The sequence below is a fragment of the Streptomyces sp. NPDC085900 genome (assembly GCF_044540925.1).
GTDB classification, from domain to species: domain Bacteria; phylum Actinomycetota; class Actinomycetes; order Streptomycetales; family Streptomycetaceae; genus Streptomyces; species Streptomyces gilvifuscus.
Window position 1 is genome coordinate 950348 of record NZ_JBITSP010000001.1, and the last position, 16738, is coordinate 967085.

At 71.0% G+C, this 16738-nt stretch carries 12 protein-coding genes; 9 read left to right on the forward strand and 3 right to left on the reverse strand.

Annotated features, from left to right (window positions below; genetic code table 11):
• The first annotated feature begins 137 nt into the window (after positions 1–137).
• Positions 138–3134: a bifunctional [glutamine synthetase] adenylyltransferase/[glutamine synthetase]-adenylyl-L-tyrosine phosphorylase gene (locus tag ACIGDI_RS04265; RefSeq protein WP_399890219.1), complete on the forward strand. Its 2997-nt coding sequence runs from the start codon at positions 138–140 to the stop codon at positions 3132–3134.
• Positions 3135–3228: 94 nt separating this feature from the next.
• On the opposite strand, the gene ACIGDI_RS04270 is transcribed toward ACIGDI_RS04265, so the two are convergent.
• Positions 3229–3834, reverse strand: a complete 606-nt coding sequence (locus ACIGDI_RS04270) for a TetR/AcrR family transcriptional regulator (RefSeq protein ID WP_399890222.1) — start codon at positions 3832–3834, stop codon at positions 3229–3231.
• A 169-nt stretch (positions 3835–4003) separates the two neighbouring features.
• On the opposite strand from ACIGDI_RS04270, the gene ACIGDI_RS04275 reads away from it, so the two are divergent.
• Complete coding sequence (locus tag ACIGDI_RS04275) at positions 4004–5455, forward strand: APC family permease (protein WP_399890225.1); 1452 nt, start codon at positions 4004–4006, stop codon at positions 5453–5455.
• 56 nt (positions 5456–5511) lie between these two features.
• Complete coding sequence (locus tag ACIGDI_RS04280) at positions 5512–7086, forward strand: amidohydrolase (protein ID WP_399890228.1); 1575 nt, start codon at positions 5512–5514, stop codon at positions 7084–7086.
• A 1-nt stretch (position 7087) separates the two neighbouring features.
• On the opposite strand, the gene ACIGDI_RS04285 is transcribed toward ACIGDI_RS04280, so the two are convergent.
• Both ACIGDI_RS04285 and ACIGDI_RS04290 read right to left on the reverse strand, forming a co-directional pair.
• A complete protein-coding gene (locus tag ACIGDI_RS04285; protein WP_399890231.1) occupies positions 7088–7963 on the reverse strand; it encodes a phosphatase PAP2 family protein in 876 nt (291 codons plus the stop codon).
• Positions 7964–8094: 131 nt separating this feature from the next.
• Positions 8095–9129 carry a LacI family DNA-binding transcriptional regulator gene (locus tag ACIGDI_RS04290; RefSeq protein WP_200704136.1) on the reverse strand — a complete coding sequence of 345 codons (1035 nt, stop codon included), beginning with the start codon at positions 9127–9129 and terminating at the stop codon, positions 8095–8097.
• Positions 9130–9492: 363 nt separating this feature from the next.
• Here ACIGDI_RS04290 and ACIGDI_RS04295 point away from each other — a divergent pair, with 363 nt between their 5' ends.
• The 6 genes from ACIGDI_RS04295 (at position 9493) to ACIGDI_RS04320 (ending at position 16705) form a co-directional block, all read left to right on the forward strand.
• Positions 9493–10767 carry an extracellular solute-binding protein gene (locus ACIGDI_RS04295; protein WP_399890234.1) on the forward strand — a complete coding sequence of 425 codons (1275 nt, stop codon included), beginning with the start codon at positions 9493–9495 and terminating at the stop codon, positions 10765–10767.
• A gap of 103 nt (positions 10768–10870) precedes the next feature.
• Entirely contained in the window at positions 10871–11878 is a 1008-nt protein-coding gene (locus ACIGDI_RS04300) for a carbohydrate ABC transporter permease (RefSeq protein WP_399890237.1), read from the forward strand.
• Positions 11879–11891: 13 nt separating this feature from the next.
• On the forward strand, positions 11892–12803 hold the full coding sequence (locus tag ACIGDI_RS04305; protein WP_399890240.1) for a sugar ABC transporter permease: 912 nt from the start codon (positions 11892–11894) through the stop codon (positions 12801–12803).
• 135 nt (positions 12804–12938) lie between these two features.
• Entirely contained in the window at positions 12939–14624 is a 1686-nt protein-coding gene (locus ACIGDI_RS04310; protein WP_399890243.1) for a glycoside hydrolase family 13 protein, read from the forward strand.
• A gap of 63 nt (positions 14625–14687) precedes the next feature.
• Positions 14688–15206, forward strand: coding sequence for a GNAT family N-acetyltransferase (locus tag ACIGDI_RS04315; RefSeq protein WP_399890246.1), 519 nt, complete (start codon positions 14688–14690; stop codon positions 15204–15206).
• Between the two features lie 122 nt (positions 15207–15328).
• On the forward strand, positions 15329–16705 hold the full coding sequence (locus tag ACIGDI_RS04320) for an alpha-amylase family protein (RefSeq protein WP_399890249.1): 1377 nt from the start codon (positions 15329–15331) through the stop codon (positions 16703–16705).
• Positions 16706–16738 lie beyond the last annotated feature (33 nt).

Here is a 16738-nt window from a genome sequence, read left to right on the forward strand (position 1 = left end):
CAGCGGTCGGGGCGCTACCGAACAGCGGCCGGTCCGGCGACGAACAGGCCGAAGGCGGGGTCTCCGCCCGGGCGCTCGTGTCACTGCCTGCGGTTAGGCTCGGGCCAGTACGACCTTGATCCGAGGGGAGGCCGCGGATGACGGCGCCGGGGCGCAGGAGCAGTACCTTCACACGGCTGCTGCGGCACGGCTTCACCGATGCCTCGGCCGCCGAGCGGCTGCTGGACAGCGCCGAGCTGATGCCCGTGCGCAACGACCCGGTGCTGCTGGAGGCCCTGGGTGCCACCGCCGACCCGGACCAGGCGCTGCTCGGTCTCGTACGACTGCTCGAGGCGCAGCCCGACCCCACCGCCCGCCGCGAGCTGCTCGACACCCTGATAGCGGCCAAGCCGCTGCGCGACCGCCTCCTCGGCGTGCTCGGCGCCTCCGTCGCGCTCGCCGACCACCTCGCCCGGCACCCCCGGGACTGGCACGCGCTCGTCACGTACGAACCGCGCGACCTGCACCCGGGCGTGGAGGAGTTCGAGCGGGGCCTCGCCGAGGCCACCGACCCGGTCTCCCTGCGGGTCGCCTACCGCCGCTGCCTGCTGGCCATCGCCGCCCGTGACGTCTGTGGCACCACCCATGTCGCCGAGACCGCCGCCGAGCTCGCCGACCTCGCCACCGCGACCCTGCGCGCCGCGCTCGCCCTGGCCCGCGCCGCCGCGCCCGAGGACGCCGCGCTGTGCCGGCTCGCGGTGATCGCGATGGGCAAGTGCGGCGGCCACGAGCTCAACTACGTCTCCGACGTCGACGTCATCTTCGTGGGCGAGGCGGCGGAGGGCGCCGACGAGGGCAAGGCCCTCAGGGCGGCCACCAAGCTGGCCTCGCACATGATGCGGGTCTGCTCGGAGACCACCGTCGAGGGCTCCATCTGGCCCGTGGACGCCAACCTCCGCCCCGAGGGCCGCAACGGCCCCCTGGTGCGCACCCTCTCCAGCCACCTCGCCTACTACCAGCGCTGGGCCAAGACCTGGGAGTTCCAGGCGCTGCTCAAGGCCCGCCCGGTGGCCGGCGACATCGAGCTCGGCGAGGAGTACGTCGCCGCCCTCGAACCGCTCGTCTGGCAGGCCGCCGAGCGCGAGAACTTCGTCGCGGACGTGCAGAAGATGCGCCGCCGGGTCGTCGAGAACATCCCCGCCGCCGAGGTCGACCGCGAGCTGAAGCTCGGCCCTGGCGGCCTGCGGGACGTCGAATTCGCCGTCCAGCTGCTGCAGTTGGTGCACGGGCGGGCGGACGTGTCGCTGCGCAGCGGGACGACGCTGGACGCGCTGCAGGCGCTCGCCGCCGGCGGGTACGTGGGTCGGCAGGACGCCGTGCAACTCGACGACGCCTACCGGTTCCTGCGGTCCATGGAGCACCGCATCCAGCTGTACCGGCTGCGGCGCACGCACCTCGTCCCCGAGGACGACGCCGACCTGCGCCGCATCGGCCGCTCCCTCGGCCTGCGCGCCGATCCCGTCGCCGAGCTGACCCGCGAATGGCGGCGGCACACGGCCGTCGTACGCCGCCTGCACGAGAAGCTCTTCTACCGGCCGCTGCTCGACGCCGTCGCCCAACTAGCGCCCGGAGAGGCGCGGTTGAGCCCGGAGGCGGCGAGGGAGCGGCTGGTCGCGCTCGGGTACGCCGACCCGGCCGCCGCCCTGCGCCACCTGGAGGCGCTGGCGTCGGGCGTGACGCGCAAGGCCGCGATCCAGCGGACCCTGCTGCCCGTGCTGCTGGGTTGGTTCGCGGACTCCGCCGACCCGGACGCGGGCCTGCTCAACTTCCGCAAGGTGTCGGACGCGTTGGGCAAGACGCCCTGGTACCTGCGGCTGCTGCGGGACGAGGGCGCCGCCGCCGAGAACCTCGCGCGCGTGTTGTCCGCTGGTCGGCTCGCCCCCGATCTGCTGATGCGCGCCCCGGAGGCGGTGGCGCTGCTCGGCGACGGCGACGGCGGGGGGCTGGAGCCGCGCGGGCGGGACCATCTGGAGCAGGAGATCCTCGCCGCGGTCGGCCGCGCGGACGGCGCGGTCCAGGCGGTCACGGCGGCGCGTGGCGTACGCCGGCGGGAGCTGTTCCGCACGGCCGCCGCGGACATCGTGGGCTCCTACGGCACCGAGACGCACCCCGCCGAGGCCGATCCGGGCGCGCTGGTGGACCGCGTCGGCGCGGCGGTGTCCGACCTGACCGCGGCGACGATCGCGGGCACCCTGCGCGCGGTGGTGCGGGACGGCTGGGGGGAGGAGCTGCCGACCCGGTTCGCCGTCATCGGCATGGGCCGCTTCGGCGGACACGAACTGGGCTACGGCTCCGACGCCGACGTCGTCTTCGTGCACGAGCCGCGCGAGGGCGTGGGGGAGCGGGAGGCATCCGAGGCGGCGAACAAGGTCGTCTCCGAGATGCGGCGGCTGCTGCAGATCCCGAGCGCGGACCCGCCGCTGCTGATCGACGCCGACCTGCGGCCCGAGGGCAAGTCGGGCCCGCTCGTCAGGACGCTGAACTCGTACGAGGCGTACTACCGCCGCTGGTCGCTGGGCTGGGAGTCGCAGGCGCTGCTGCGGGCCGAACCGGTCGCGGGCGACGAGGACCTGGGCCGCCGCTTCGTCGAGCTGATAGACCCGCTGCGGTACCCGGCGCGCGGGCTCGGGGACGAGGCCGTACGGGAGATCCGGCGCCTGAAGGCCCGGATGGAGGCCGAGCGGATGCCGCGCGGCGCCGACCCCAAGCTGCACACCAAGCTCGGGCCCGGCGGCCTGTCCGACGTCGAGTGGACCGTGCAGCTGCTGCAGCTTCGGCACGGGCACGCGGAGCCGGGGCTGCGCACGACACGGACGCGCGCGGCGCTGGCGGCGGCGCGTGCCGCCGAGCTGATCTCGGCCGAGGACGCGGAGATCCTGGACGAGGCGTGGGTCCTGGCCACGCGCGTGCGCAACGCCGTGATGCTGGTGCGCGGCCGGGCCGGGGACACCTTCCCGTCGGACGGTCGCGAGCTGGCCGCCGTGGGGCGCTACCTGGGCTTCGGCGACGGAATGGTCGGCGACATGCTCGACGCCTACCGGCGCACGGCGCGCAGGGCACGGTCGGTGGTGGACGAGCTGTTCTACGGGGGCTGAGCGAGGTCCTACAGGGGGCTGAGCAGAACTCACGGGGCTGAGCGAGGTCCTCCGCGGGCTGAACGCAGCGCACGGGGCTGAGCGAGCCCTCGGATCACCTGCCCAGCAGAGCCCGCGCATGCCCGAGAAACCCCGCCAGCCCCACCTCGAAGGCCCGGTCCGCCCGCCCCTCGCCCACCGCGGCGAGCGCCTCCGCCAGCCGGGGCGTCGGGGTCCGCTCCGTCAGCTCCCACATCGTCTCCGGCGCCGCGAGGTCCAGCGCGGACCCCAGGATCAGGTTCTCCAGGGCGATGATCAGCGGCATCACCTCGCTCGCCGCGAAGCCCGCCGTCAGCAGGAGGTTCACCGCGCGCTCGTACTGCTCCAGCACCCGGGGCGCCCGCACGGGTGAGGTCATGAGCAGCGGGATCGCCCTCGGGTGGGCGGCGAAGGCCGCGCGGTAGGAGCGGGCCCAGGCCTCCAGCGCCGTGTCCCAGGGGGCGAGGTCCAGCGTCCCGGGGTCGATCGCCTCGGCCACCCGCTCCCGCAGCAGCTCCACGATCCCGTCCCGGCCGTCCACATGGTGATACACCGAGCCGGTCTGCGCCCCCAGCCGCTTGGCGATCTGCGGGACGCTGAAGTCCCCCTGCTCGTCGACCAGTTGCAGAGCCGTCGTGGTGATGCGCTCGCGGTCGAGGAGCGGTGTGCGCGGCCGTCCCATGGTTGGCGGTCCCCCTTGAGGTCTTCCCGGATGCCCACGAGGAGGCTACATTGCCGAAACCGAAAGCCTTTAGGTTTACGGTCCCGGGTGCCATCCTCCCGCCCGGGGGCCGTCGGCCGACCCGCACGCCCGGAATCCTCCCCGTCCGCCGCGCCCGAAGGGCTTGCCCATGTCCGTCACCACCCCCGAGGAGAGAACGCCGGCCGCCACGGCGACTCTCCGCTCCGGTTCCCTCGGCAGCGCCGACATCGCGTTCTTCGTGGTGTCCGCCGCCGCCCCGCTCACCGTCATGGCCGGCGTCGCCCCGCTCGCGATCCTGCTCGGCGGTATCGGCGCCCCGGCCGGCTACCTCATCGCCGGCATCACCCTCGCCGTCTTCGCCGTCGGCTTCACCACCATGAGCCGCCACGTGAAGAGCGGCGGCGCCTTCTACGCGTACATCACCCGCGGCCTCGGCCGCCCCGTCGGCATCGGCGCCGCCCTGCTCGCCCTGATCGGCTACAACGGCATGGAGATCGGCGTCTACGGCCTCCTCGCCTCCGCCACCAAGGACACCCTGCACGCCCTGTTCGGCACCGGCGTCCCCTGGCTGCCCATCTCCCTCGCCGGCCTGCTCCTCATCGGCTACGGCGGCTTCCGCTCGATCGACTTCGGCGCCAAGGTGCTGGGCGTACTGCTCCTCGCCGAGACCGGCATCCTGGTGCTCCTCGCGGGAGGGGTACTGGTCAAGGGCGGTGCGCACGGCCTGTCGGGCGCCTCCTTCGCCCCGGGCCACGTCATGGTCTCCGGTACCGCGGTCGTCCTGGCCTTCGCCTTCGCCGCGTTCACCGGTTTCGAGTCGACCGTCATCTACCGCCGCGAGGCCCGAGACCCCGACCGCACCATCCCGCGTGCCACCTACGTGGCCGTCGCGTTCCTCGGCCTCTTCTACGCCTTCATCGTCTGGATCGTCATCCAGGCCTTCGGCAACGCCGACGTGATCGCCGCGGCCGCCAAGGACCCCGGCGGGCTGTTCTTCTCCGCCATCACCACCTACGTCGGCGGCTGGGCGGCCGACCTGATGCACGTCTTCATCGTCACCAGCGTCATCGCCTCGCTCCTCGCCTTCCACAACGCGATCAACCGGTACGCCCTCGCCCTCGCCGAGGAGGGCGTCCTGCCGAAGGCGCTGGGCCGCGTCCACCCGCGCCACCGCTCCCCGTACGTCGCCGGGATCGCCCAGACCGCCCTCGGCGCGGCCGTCGTCGTCGCCTTCTGGGCCGTCGGCGCCGACCCCTACCAGCAGCTGCTCCTGTGGGTGAACACCCCGGGAATGATCGGCCTGTTCCTGCTCCAGCTGCTCGCCGCGATCGCCGTGCCCTGCTACTTCCGGCGGGTGAGCCACCAGGAGGGCGCCCTGCGCACGATCGTCGCGCCGGTGGTCGCGGCGGTGCTGCTCGCCACCGCGATAGGGCTCGTCATCACCCACATCGACCTGTTCACCGGCGCCTCGTCCACCGTCGACACCGTCCTGATCGTCACGGCCCCCGCCGTGTTCGTGGCGGGCCTGGCCCTGGCCTGGTGGCTGCGCCGCGAACGGCCCGAGGTGTACCGGGACTTCGCCGCCGAGCCCGCCGAATAGCCGTACGAGAAAGCCGTACGAGAAAGCCGTACGAGAAAAGGGAGTTCACCCCAGTCATGCTCGCCCCCGATCTGATCCTCACCGGCGCCGAGATCCGCACCCTCGACCCCGAACGCCCCTACGCCGGCGCCGTCGCCGTCCGCGACGGGGTGATCTCGGCGGTCGGGGACGAGGCGGACGTACCCGCGTGGCGCGGGCCCGGTACCGAGGTCGTGGCCCTGGAGGGGGCGCATCTCGTGCCCGGGCTCGTGGACGCGCACAGCCATCCCGTGTGGGGGCTGGACATGGCCACCGGCGTGGACCTGTCGGGGGTGCGTGACCTGGCGGGGCTGCGGGCCGCGCTGGCCGGGGCCGAGCGGATCGACGGGTGGGTCGTCGGATTCGGCCTCGACCACAACGCCTTCGAGGGGCGGCCGGTCGACCGTGCCCTCGTCGAGGACGTGACCGGCGCCGGTACCCCCGTCTTCCTGCGCCTCTACGACGGCCACTCCGCCCTCGCGACCGGCGCCGCGCTGGCCGCGGCGGGCGTCACCGGGCCGCGGGTCTTCGCCCAGCGCTCGGAGGTGGTCTGCGACGCCTCCGGGCGGCCCACCGGGCACCTCGTCGAACACGCGGCGATGGACCTGCTCACGAAGGTGCTGCCACGGCCCTCCTACGAGGCCCGCCGCACCCGCCTGGTCGAGCTGCTCACGGCGATGGCCGCGACCGGGCTGACCGGTGCGCACGTCATGGACGCGGGGGACATGGAGCTGGTCGGCTCGGTCGCCCGGGAGACGGTGCTGCCGGTGCGGCTGCGGTTCGCGCCCTGGTGCATGCCCGGAGCGGACGCGGCCGCGCTGGCGGAGCTCGTGCAGGTGCAGGGGCGCGGGGGCCGGCACTGGCGGGTCGGCGGGGTGAAGTTCTTCATGGACGGCACCGTGGAGGGCGGCACCGCATGGCTGGAGCACGCGGACTGCCACGGCCAGGGAACGGATGCCTTCTGGCCGGACCCCGAGGCGTACGCGGCCGCGGTACGGCACCTGCACGCCGCCGGCGTCCGCACCGCCACGCACGCCATCGGGGACGCCGCGGTACGGCACGTCCTGGACGTCGTGGCGGGGCTCGGGCCCGACGCCCGGGGCCGGCACCGCGTGGAGCACATCGAGACGGCGCCGGACGCGCTGCTGCCGCGGTTCGCCGAGCTGGGAGTGGCTGCGTCCATGCAGCCGCCGCACACCGCGTACACCCGGGCCGACGGCACCGACGAGTGGTCCCGCCGCCTGGGCACCGCCCGCGCCGGGCACGCCTGGCGGCTGCGGGACCTGCGGGACGCGGGCGCGACGGTCGCCCTCGGCTCGGACTGGCCGATCGCCCACTACGACGTGCGGGCCGTCCTGGCGACGGCACGGGCGCCCAGGGGAGCGGCCTCCGCGCGGGCGGGGCTGACGGGTCTCGAGGCGCTGGAGGGCTGCACCAGCCACGCGGCGCGGGCGGCGGGGGAGGCCCGGGAGGCGGGGCGGATCGCCGTCGGGTACCGGGCCGACCTCACGGCCCTGGCCCTGGATCCCGTGAAGGCCCCTGCGGACGAGGTGGCCGAGGCACCGGTACGGCTGACGGTGACCGGAGGCCAGGTGGTGCACCGAGCGGACTGAACTACGCCTTCGACGGCAGTGGCTCGTCCTTCTCCGTCTTCTCCGGCACCGTCCTCGGCAGGGCGTACGGCAGCCTTCCGTACCACGCCCACGCCACCGCGAACCCGAACGCCAGGCACAGCAGGCCGCCCACCGCGTCGAGCCAGAAGTGGTTCGCCGTCGCCACGATCACGATCAGGGTGGCCACCGGGTACAGGAGACCCAGCACCCGCACCCACGGCACGCTCGCCAGCGCGAAGACGGTCAGCCCGCACCACAGGGACCAGCCGATGTGCATGGACGGCATCGCGGCGTACTGGTTGGACATGTGCTTGAGGTCGCCGGAGGCCATCGAACCCCAGGTCCGGTGGATCAGAACGGTGTCGATGAAGCGGCTGCCGTTCATCAGCCGCGGGGGCGCCAGCGGATACAGGTAGTAGCCGACCAGGGCCACGCCCGTCGTCGCGAACAGCACCAGCCGGGTCGCCGCGTAGCGGCCGGGATGACTGCGGAACAGCCACACCAGCACACTCAGGGTCACGATGAAGTGCAGTGTGGCGTAGTAGTAGTTCATGCCGACGATCAGCCAGGACACCGAGTTCACCGTGTGGTTGACCGACTGCTCCACGGCGAGGCCCAGTTGGTGCTCGGTCTTCCAGATCCAGTCGGCGTTGCGCAGCGCCTTGCCGCGCTGCTCCGGGACCGCGTTGCGGATGATCGAGTACGTCCAGTAACTCACCGCGACCAGAAGGATCTCGAACCACAGACGGGGGCGGCGGGGAGTGCGCAGCCGGCCCAGGAGGCGGGGGCTCGCGGGAGTCCGTTCCGCGGCCGTGGGGGAGTCAGGAACGGCCGCCTGCTCACGGTCTCCCAGACTGGTCACGGTCGAGTCACCCATGGGCACAGAGTCTGCCAGAAATGCCTTCCGCCACCGATCATCCCCCGGTTGGGTTCAGGTCGCACTTCCTACAACGCGCGGACCCCTGCCCCTACTCCCGGCGTACCGCCGAAACCCGCGGATTCTCCGCCCTAGGGACGATTCCTGTCCCCAGGGGCCGAAGCGGTCGACCCCCGCACCACCAGCTCCGGCATGAACACGAACTCACTGTGGGGCGCGGGCGTTCCGCCGATCTCCTCCAGCAACGTGCGTACCGCGGCCTGTCCCATCGCCGGCACCGGCTTGCGGATCGTGGTCAGCGGCGGATCCGTGAAGGCGATCAGCGGGGAGTCGTCGAAGCCCACCACCGAGATGTCCTTCGGGACGTCGAGGCCGTGCTGCCGCGCCGCACGTATCGCGCCGAGCGCCATCATGTCGCTCGCGCACACGATCGCCGTGCAGTCACGGCCGATCAGCGCGGTGGCGGCGGCCTGACCGCCCTCCAGCGTGTAGAGGGAGTGCTGGACGAGGTCGTTCTCGATGGTCTCCGCGTTCAGACCGAGCTGGTCCTGCATCGCACGCACGAACCCCTCGATCTTGCGCTGCACGGGCACGAACCGCTTCGGGCCGAGGGCGAGACCGATGCGCGTGTGCCCCAGGGACGCCAGATGCGTCACCGCCAGCGTCATCGCGGCGCGGTCGTCGGGGGAGATGAAGGGCGCCTGCACCTTGGGTGAGAAGCCGTCCACAAGGACGTACGGCACGCCCTGCGCACGCAGGCGCTCGTAGCGCTCCATGTCGGCGGTGGTGTCGGCGTGCAGTCCGGAGACGTAGATGATGCCGGCGACACCCCGGTCGACCAGCATCTCGGTCAGCTCGTCCTCGGTCGAGCCGCCCGGGGTCTGCGTGGCCAGCACCGGGGTGTAGCCCTGCCGGGTCAGCGCCTGCCCGATCACCTGCGCCAGCGCCGGGAATATCGGGTTCTCCAGCTCGGGGGTTATCAGCCCCACCAGCCCCTCGCTGCGTTGGCGCAGCCGCACGGGACGCTCGTAGCCGAGCACGTCCAGTGCGGCCAGCACGGACTGGCGGGTGGTGGCGGCGACGCCCGGCTTGCCGTTGAGGACGCGGCTGACGGTCGCTTCGCTCACCCCCGCCTGAGCAGCGATGTCGGCAAGCCGTGTGGTCACGGCACCGGACTGTACCGGCCGTATCGTCATCGCGGTCCCTCTGTTCTGGTCGGTGCCCCTTGTCCCGCAAGGGGATGATTCCCGCGCCGGAGCCGGATGGCAAGAGCTTGCAGAGTCTTGCACAACCCGGCCGTATCCCGCTCAGGCCTGGCGAACAAGGGTCTCGTGACGGTCGACACGGGGTCACGGCGACGTAACTTCCGCATCCTCTTGCACTTTTTTGCTGCAAGGTCTTTCGCAAGGCTTACATCGCTGTTACGTTCCCTGACGCCCGGCCGCCGCAACGGCGCAGTCGGCAACACAGCGGGAACGGCGGACGGGGCCGATCCCGCACCACACGGGCTTAACCCTCAAGGAGAACTCATGCGGCGTGGCATAGCGGCCACCGCGCTGGTGGCGTCCCTCGCCCTCGCGGCGACGGCCTGCGGCGGAAGCGACAGCGGCAGCGACAAGAGCAGCGGGCCGGTCACCATCACCTGGTGGGACACCTCCAACGCCACCAATGAGGCGCCGACGTACAAGGCCCTGGTCAAGCAGTTCGAGGCCGCCAACAAGGACATCAAGGTCAAGTACGTCAACGTGCCCTTCGACCAGGCGCAGAACAAGTTCGACACCGCCGCCGGTTCCAAGGGCGCCCCGGACATCCTGCGCTCCGAGGTCGGCTGGACCCCCGCCTTCGCCAAGAAGGGCTACTTCCTGCCGCTGGACGGCACCGACGCCCTCGCGGACAAGGACAAGTTCCAGTCCAGCCTGATCACGCAGGCCCAGTACCAGGGCAAGACGTACGGCGTCCCGCTGGTCACCGACACCCTCGCCCTCGTCTACAACAAGGCGCTGTTCAAGAAGGCCGGCATCACCGAGGCCCCCAAGACCTGGGACGAGCTGAAGGCCGACGCCGCCAAGGTCCAGGACAAGGCCAAGGTCGACGGCTACTGGGGCTCCACCCAGGCCTACTACGCCCAGAGCTTCCTCTACGGCGAGGGCACCGACACGGTCGACGCCTCCGCCAAGAAGATCACCGTGAACTCGCCCGCCGCGAAGAAGGCCTACGGCACCTGGCTGAGCCTGTTCTCCGGCAAGGGCCTGCACAAGGCCGACACCACCGCCGACGCCTACGCCCACATCCAGGACGCGTTCGTCAACGGCAAGGTCGCCTCGATCGTCCAGGGTCCGTGGGAGATCACGAACTTCTACAAGGGCTCGGCCTTCAAGGACAAGTCCAACCTCGGCATCGCCACCGTCCCGGCCGGCTCCACCGGCAAGGCGGGCGCCCCGACCGGCGGCCACAACCTGTCCGTCTACGCGGGCTCGGACTCGGCGCACCAGAAGGCGGCCCTGAAGTTCGTCAACTTCATGACCTCCGCCAAGTCGCAGACGGAGATCGCCCTGAAGAACTCCACGCTGCCCACCCGCGCCGACGCCTACACCTCCGAGGTCAAGGCCGACCCGGGCATCGCCGGCTACCAGGGCGTGCTGTCCGCCGCCCAGCCGCGGCCCGCGCTGCCCGAGTACAGCTCCCTGTGGGGTCCGCTGGACACCGAGCTGCCGAAGATCGCCGGTGGCAAGGAGTCCCTGGACAAGGGCCTGAGCAACGCCGAACTGGCCATCGCCAAGCTCGTGCCGGACTTCAGCAAGTAAATCCGAGCGGCCGCCGGATCCCCCTTACGAGGACGGACCCGGCGGCCACCGGTCTGCGCCCAGCCTCTTCTCAGTGCCGTAGAACTTCCAGAAGGTGTCGAACATGACAGTCGCCATCGACCGCGCCACCGGCAAACGCCGTGGCGAGCGCGGGCCGCGGCCCGGGCTGGGCCAGCGCCTCAAGCACAGCTACCAGAAGTACTGGTACGCGTACGCGATGATCACCCCGGTGGTGATCGTCCTCGGCGTCCTCGTGCTCTATCCCCTGGTGTACGGCCTCTATCTGACGCTCACGGACGCCAACAGCCTCAACACCGCGCGCACGATCGGCGTCAACCACATCGACGCCACCTACAAGTTCATCGGCCTGGACAACTACAAGGACATCCTGTTCGGCCCGCTGTCCTACGACCGCTTCTGGTCGCACTTCATCTGGACGGTCGTGTGGACCGCCGTGTGCGTCGCCCTGCACTACAGCATCGGCCTCGGCTTCGCGCTGCTGCTCAACCAGAAGCTGCGCGGCCGCACCCTCTACCGGCTGCTGCTGATCGTGCCCTGGGCCGTGCCCACCTTCGTCACCGTCTTCGGCTGGCGGATCATGCTCTCCGACGGCGGCATCATCAACACCGCCCTCCACGCACTGCATCTGCCGCAGCCGTCCTGGCTGGAGGACACCTTCTGGCAGCGGTTCGCCGCCGTCATGGTCAACACCTGGTGCGGTGTGCCGTTCATGATGGTCTCGCTCCTCGGCGGCCTGCAGTCCATCGACTCCTCGCTGTACGAGGCGGCCGAGATGGACGGCGCGAGCGCCTGGCAGCGCTTCCGCTACGTCACCCTCCCGGGCCTGCGCTCGGTCAGCTCCACGGTCGTCCTGCTCGGCATCATCTGGACCTTCAACCAGTTCGCCGTCATCTTCCTGCTGTTCGGCCCGACCTCCGCCCCGGACGCCCAGATCCTCGTCACCTGGGCCTACTACCTCGGCTTCGGACAGCAGCCGCGCGACTTCGCGCAGTCGGCCGCCTACGGCATCCTGCTGCTGGCCATCCTGATCGTCTTCACCTCGTTCTACCGCCGCTGGCTGAACCGCAATGAGCAGCAGCTCGCGATCTGAGGCAGGAGTTCCCATGAGTACGACCACTGTCCAGACCTCGTCCGCGGCGACCGACGACGGCCCGAAGCCGGCTGCCCCCGGCAAGGTCCGCGGGCGCGGCCGGCGCAGCCTCGGCGCCTCGCTCGCCTCCCACGGCATCCTGATCGCCGGAAGCGTCGTCGCGCTCTTCCCGATCGCCTGGCTCGTCTTCCTCTCCCTCGGCCCGGACAAGGACGACTACCTCCACCCGGGTGGCATCTGGAAGAAGATGACGCTCGACAACTACTCGTTCGTCCTGAACCACACGAGCTTCTTCGACTGGCTGAAGAGCTCCCTGATCGTCTCGCTGGGCACCACCGTGCTCGGCGTCCTGGTCGCCGCCACCACCGGATACGCCGTCTCCCGCATGCGTTTCCCGGGCTACCGCAAGTTCATGTGGGTGCTCCTGCTCACCCAGATGTTCCCGGTGGCCGTCCTCATGGTGCCGATGTACCAGATCCTGGGCGACCTGGGACTCATCGACAGCTACCTCGGTCTCGTCCTCGTCTACTGCTCGACGGCGGTGCCGTACTGCGCCTGGCTGCTCAAGGGCTACTTCGACACCATCCCGTTCGAGATCGACGAGGCCGGCCGCGTCGACGGGCTCAGCCCCTTCGGCACCTTCGCCCGGCTGATCCTGCCGCTCGCCAAGCCGGGCCTGGCGGTCGCCGCCTTCTACAGCTTCATCACCGCCTTCGGCGAGGTCGCCTTCGCCACCACGTTCATGCTGGACGACCAGAAGTACACGCTCGCCGTCGGTCTGCAGACCTTCATCAGCGAACACGACGCCCAGCGCAACCTGATGGCCGCGACCGCGGTACTGATCGCCATACCGGTGTCCGCGTTCTTCTACCTCGTGCAGAAGAACCTGGTGACCGGCCTGACCGCGGGCGGCACCAAGGGCTGACGCCCTGGGCACAGGACCCGAGGCGGTCGCGGTCGCCATCCGACCCCGCTGCGACCGCGGCCGCCTCGTCGCCCGACCCGCCGCCGTTCCGCACCACAGCCCATGACCCCACCCCAGTCACGTATCAAGGACGCCATGAGCCAGCAGCACACTGCCGCCGACCCGGCCCCGACCTCCGCCGTAGCCACCGTCGCCAAGCGCCGGGACTGGTGGCGCGACGCGGTGATCTACCAGGTCTACCCGCGCAGCTTCGCCGACAGCAACGGCGACGGCATGGGCGACCTGGAAGGCGTACGTTCCCGACTCCCGTACCTGCGCGACCTCGGCGTGGACGCCGTGTGGCTGAGCCCCTTCTACGCCTCCCCGCAGGCCGACGCCGGCTACGACGTGGCCGACTACCGCGCCGTGGACCCCATGTTCGGCAACCTCCTGGACGCCGACGCGCTGATCCGCGACGCCCGCGAGCTGGGCCTGCGGATCATCGTCGACCTGGTCCCGAACCACTCCTCCGACCAGCACGAGTGGTTCAAGCGGGCCCTGCGCGAGGGCCCCGGCTCGCCGCTGCGGGAGCGCTACCACTTCCGCCCCGGCAAGGGCGCCGACGGTGAACTCCCGCCCAACGACTGGGAGTCCATCTTCGGCGGCCCGGCGTGGACCCGCGTCACCGAGCCCGACGGCACCCCCGGCGAGTGGTACCTGCACCTCTTCGCCCCCGAGCAGCCCGACTTCAACTGGGAGCACCCGGCGGTCGGCGACGAGTTCCGCTCCATCCTGCGGTTCTGGCTCGACATGGGCGTCGACGGCTTCCGCATCGACGTCGCGCACGGCCTGGTCAAGGCCGCGGGCCTGCCCGACCTCGGCGCCCACGACCAGCTGAAGCTGCTGGGCAACGATGTCATGCCGTTCTTCGACCAGGACGGCGTGCACGAGATCTACCGCCAGTGGCGCCTGATCCTCGACGAGTACAGCGGCGAGCGCATCTTCGTCGCCGAGGCCTGGACGCCGACCGTCGAGCGCACCGCCAACTACGTCCGCCCGGACGAGCTCCACCAGGCCTTCAACTTCCAGTACCTGTCCACCGCCTGGGACGCGGCCGAGCTCCGCGAGGTCATCGACCGCACCCTGGAGGCGATGCGGCCGGTGGGCGCCCCGTCCACCTGGGTGCTGTCCAACCACGACGTCACCCGGCACGCCACCCGCTTCGCCAACCCGCCCGGCCTCGGCACCCAGATCCGCCTGGCCGGCGACCGCGAACTCGGCCTGCGCCGGGCCCGGGCCGCGTCCCTGCTGATGCTGGCGCTGCCCGGTTCGGCGTACGTCTACCAGGGCGAGGAACTCGGCCTCCCGGACGTCGTCGACCTCCCGGACGAGGTCCGCCAGGACCCGGCGTACTTCCGCGGCGCGGGCCAGGACGGCTTCCGCGACGGCTGCCGGGTGCCGATCCCGTGGACGCGCACGGGCTCCTCGTACGGCTTCGGCGGCGGCAGCAGCTGGCTCCCGCAGCCGACGGGCTGGGGCGACCTGAGCGTGGAGGCCCAGACCGGCACCCCCGGCTCCACCCTGGAGCTCTACCGCGCCGCCCTCGCCACCCGCAGCGCCCACCCCGACCTCGGCGCGGGCGACTCGGTGGAGTGGCTGCGGGCCCCCGAGGGCGTACTCGCCTTCCGGCGCGGCGAGTTCGTGTGCGTCGCCAACACGACCGGCGAGTCGGTCACCACCCCGTCCTACGGCCGCGTCCTCCTCACCAGCGGCGAGGTGACGGAGGCGGACGGCGAGACGAAGGTCCCCTCGGACACGACGGTGTGGTTCACGACGACCTGACACCCCCACCACCAGAGGCCTGCCACCCCTCCCGGGCGGCAGGCCTCTGCCATGCTCCCCCTCATGCCCGCCACTTCCCAGGCCACTTGGTGGCCCCGCTCCCTCACCACCCCGCGCCTGCACCTGCGCCCCGTCGAGCCGGGTGACGTCCCCGCGCACTCCCGGATGTGGACCGACGCGGAGGTGCGCCGGCATCTGGGCGGACCGGTCGACGCCGAGGTGGTCCGGGCCCGCGAACGGCTCTGCGTGGGCGCACCGGGCCTGCTGAGCATCGTGCGCCGGGCCGACGACGAGGTGCTGGGCTCGGTGCTGGTGCAGCCGGACGCCAGGGACGGCCGCACCGAGGTCTCCTACCAACTGCTGCCCGAGCACTGGGGCCACGGCTACGCGCGCGAGGCCGTCACGGCCGTAGCCGACTGGGCTCCGGTCGCCGTGCCGGGGCGGGACCTGGTCGCCGTCACCCAGGAGGCCAACACCCGCTCCCGTCGGCTTCTCGAGGCCCTCGGCGCCACTCTCGCCGAGCGGTTCGTCGAGTTCGGCCGGCCGCAGGTGCTGTACCGGCTGCCCGCCCCGCCGCGCTGAAATTTCTTGCATCAACTTCACACGGCCCGCTGCCTTTTCAGGCAGCGGGCATTTAACATCTCCGTCATCGCAAGTTGGTTGAAAGCTTGCAGCAAAAACCTTCAACGGTGAAGGAACCCCACATGGCATCACGCAGAATCCTTTCCGCGGCCGTCGCCGCCTCCACGGTCGCCATTGTCATGAGCACAACGAGTGCGGAGGCCTCCCCGCCCGGCACCAAGGACGTCACCGCCGTGCTCTTCGAGTGGAACTTCGCCTCCGTGGCCAAGGAGTGCACCAACACCCTCGGTCCCGCGGGGTACGGCTACGTCCAGGTCTCCCCGCCCGCCGAGCACATACAGGGCTCGCAGTGGTGGACCTCGTACCAGCCGGTGAGCTACAAGATCGCGGGCCGGCTCGGTGACGCCACCGCCTTCAAGAACATGATCAACACCTGTCACGCGGCCGGCGTGAAGGTCGTCGTCGACACCGTCGTCAACCACATGGCCGCGGGCAGCGGCACCGGCACCGGCGGATCGTCGTATACGAAGTACAACTACCCCGGGCTGTACTCCTCGTACGACTTCGACGACTGCACCTCCCAGGTCTCCAACTACCAGGACCGCTGGAACGTCCAGCACTGCGAACTCGTCGGCCTCGCCGACCTGGACACGGGGGAGGAGTACGTCCGCGCCACCATCGCCGGCTACATGAACTCCCTCCTCGGTTACGGCGTCGACGGCTTCCGCATCGACGCCGCCAAGCACATCGACGCCGCCGACCTCGCCAACATCAAGTCCCGCCTGACCAACCCGAACGCCTACTGGAAGCAGGAGGTCATCTACGGCGCCGGCGAGGCCGTGCAGCCCACCGAGTACACCGGCAACGGGGACGTGCAGGAGTTCCGCTACGCCTACGACCTCAAGCGGGTCTTCAACAACGAGAACCTCGCCTACCTGAAGAACTACGGCGAGGGCTGGGGGTACATGAGCAGCTCCGTGGCGGGCGTCTTCGTGGACAACCACGACACCGAGCGCAACGGCTCGACCCTGAACTACAAGGACGGGGCCAACTACACCCTCGCCAACGTCTTCATGCTCGCCTGGCCCTACGGCGCCCCGGACATCAACTCCGGCTACGAGTGGTCGAACGCCGACGCCGGACCGCCCAACGGCGGCCAGGTGAACGCCTGCTGGCAGGACGGCTGGAAGTGCCAGCACGCCTGGCCCGAGATCATCCGCATGGTCGCCTTCCGCAACGCCACCCGCGGCCAGGCCGTCACCAACTGGTGGGACGACGGCAACGACGCCATCGCCTTCGGTCGCGGCACCAAGGGCTTCGTGGCCATCAACCACGAGTCCGGCTCACTGAGCCGCACGTACCAGACCTCACTGTCCGCCGGGACGTACTGCAACGTGCAGAACAACACGAGCGTGACGGTGAACTCCAGCGGACAGTTCACGGCGACCCTGGGCTCGAACACGGCTCTGGCCATCTACACGGGCAAGTCGACCTGCTGACCGCCCCCATACGACCGTCGCGGTCAGCGGGGA

Excerpts from the sequence above, each read along its gene's own strand:
- ACIGDI_RS04315 (WP_399890246.1), top strand. The coding sequence starts at position 14,688 with ATGCCCGCCACTTCCCAGGCCACTTGGTGGCCCCGCTCCCTCACCACC.
- ACIGDI_RS04285 (WP_399890231.1), bottom strand. The coding sequence starts at position 7,963 with ATGGGTGACTCGACCGTGACCAGTCTGGGAGACCGTGAGCAGGCGGCC.
- ACIGDI_RS04305 (WP_399890240.1), top strand. The coding sequence starts at position 11,892 with ATGAGTACGACCACTGTCCAGACCTCGTCCGCGGCGACCGACGACGGC.
- ACIGDI_RS04320 (WP_399890249.1), top strand. The coding sequence starts at position 15,329 with ATGGCATCACGCAGAATCCTTTCCGCGGCCGTCGCCGCCTCCACGGTC.
- ACIGDI_RS04300 (WP_399890237.1), top strand. The coding sequence starts at position 10,871 with ATGACAGTCGCCATCGACCGCGCCACCGGCAAACGCCGTGGCGAGCGC.
- ACIGDI_RS04270 (WP_399890222.1), bottom strand. The coding sequence starts at position 3,834 with ATGGGACGGCCGCGCACACCGCTCCTCGACCGCGAGCGCATCACCACG.
- ACIGDI_RS04275 (WP_399890225.1), top strand. The coding sequence starts at position 4,004 with ATGTCCGTCACCACCCCCGAGGAGAGAACGCCGGCCGCCACGGCGACT.
- ACIGDI_RS04280 (WP_399890228.1), top strand. The coding sequence starts at position 5,512 with ATGCTCGCCCCCGATCTGATCCTCACCGGCGCCGAGATCCGCACCCTC.
- ACIGDI_RS04265 (WP_399890219.1), top strand. The coding sequence starts at position 138 with ATGACGGCGCCGGGGCGCAGGAGCAGTACCTTCACACGGCTGCTGCGG.
- ACIGDI_RS04310 (WP_399890243.1), top strand. The coding sequence starts at position 12,939 with ATGAGCCAGCAGCACACTGCCGCCGACCCGGCCCCGACCTCCGCCGTA.
- ACIGDI_RS04295 (WP_399890234.1), top strand. The coding sequence starts at position 9,493 with ATGCGGCGTGGCATAGCGGCCACCGCGCTGGTGGCGTCCCTCGCCCTC.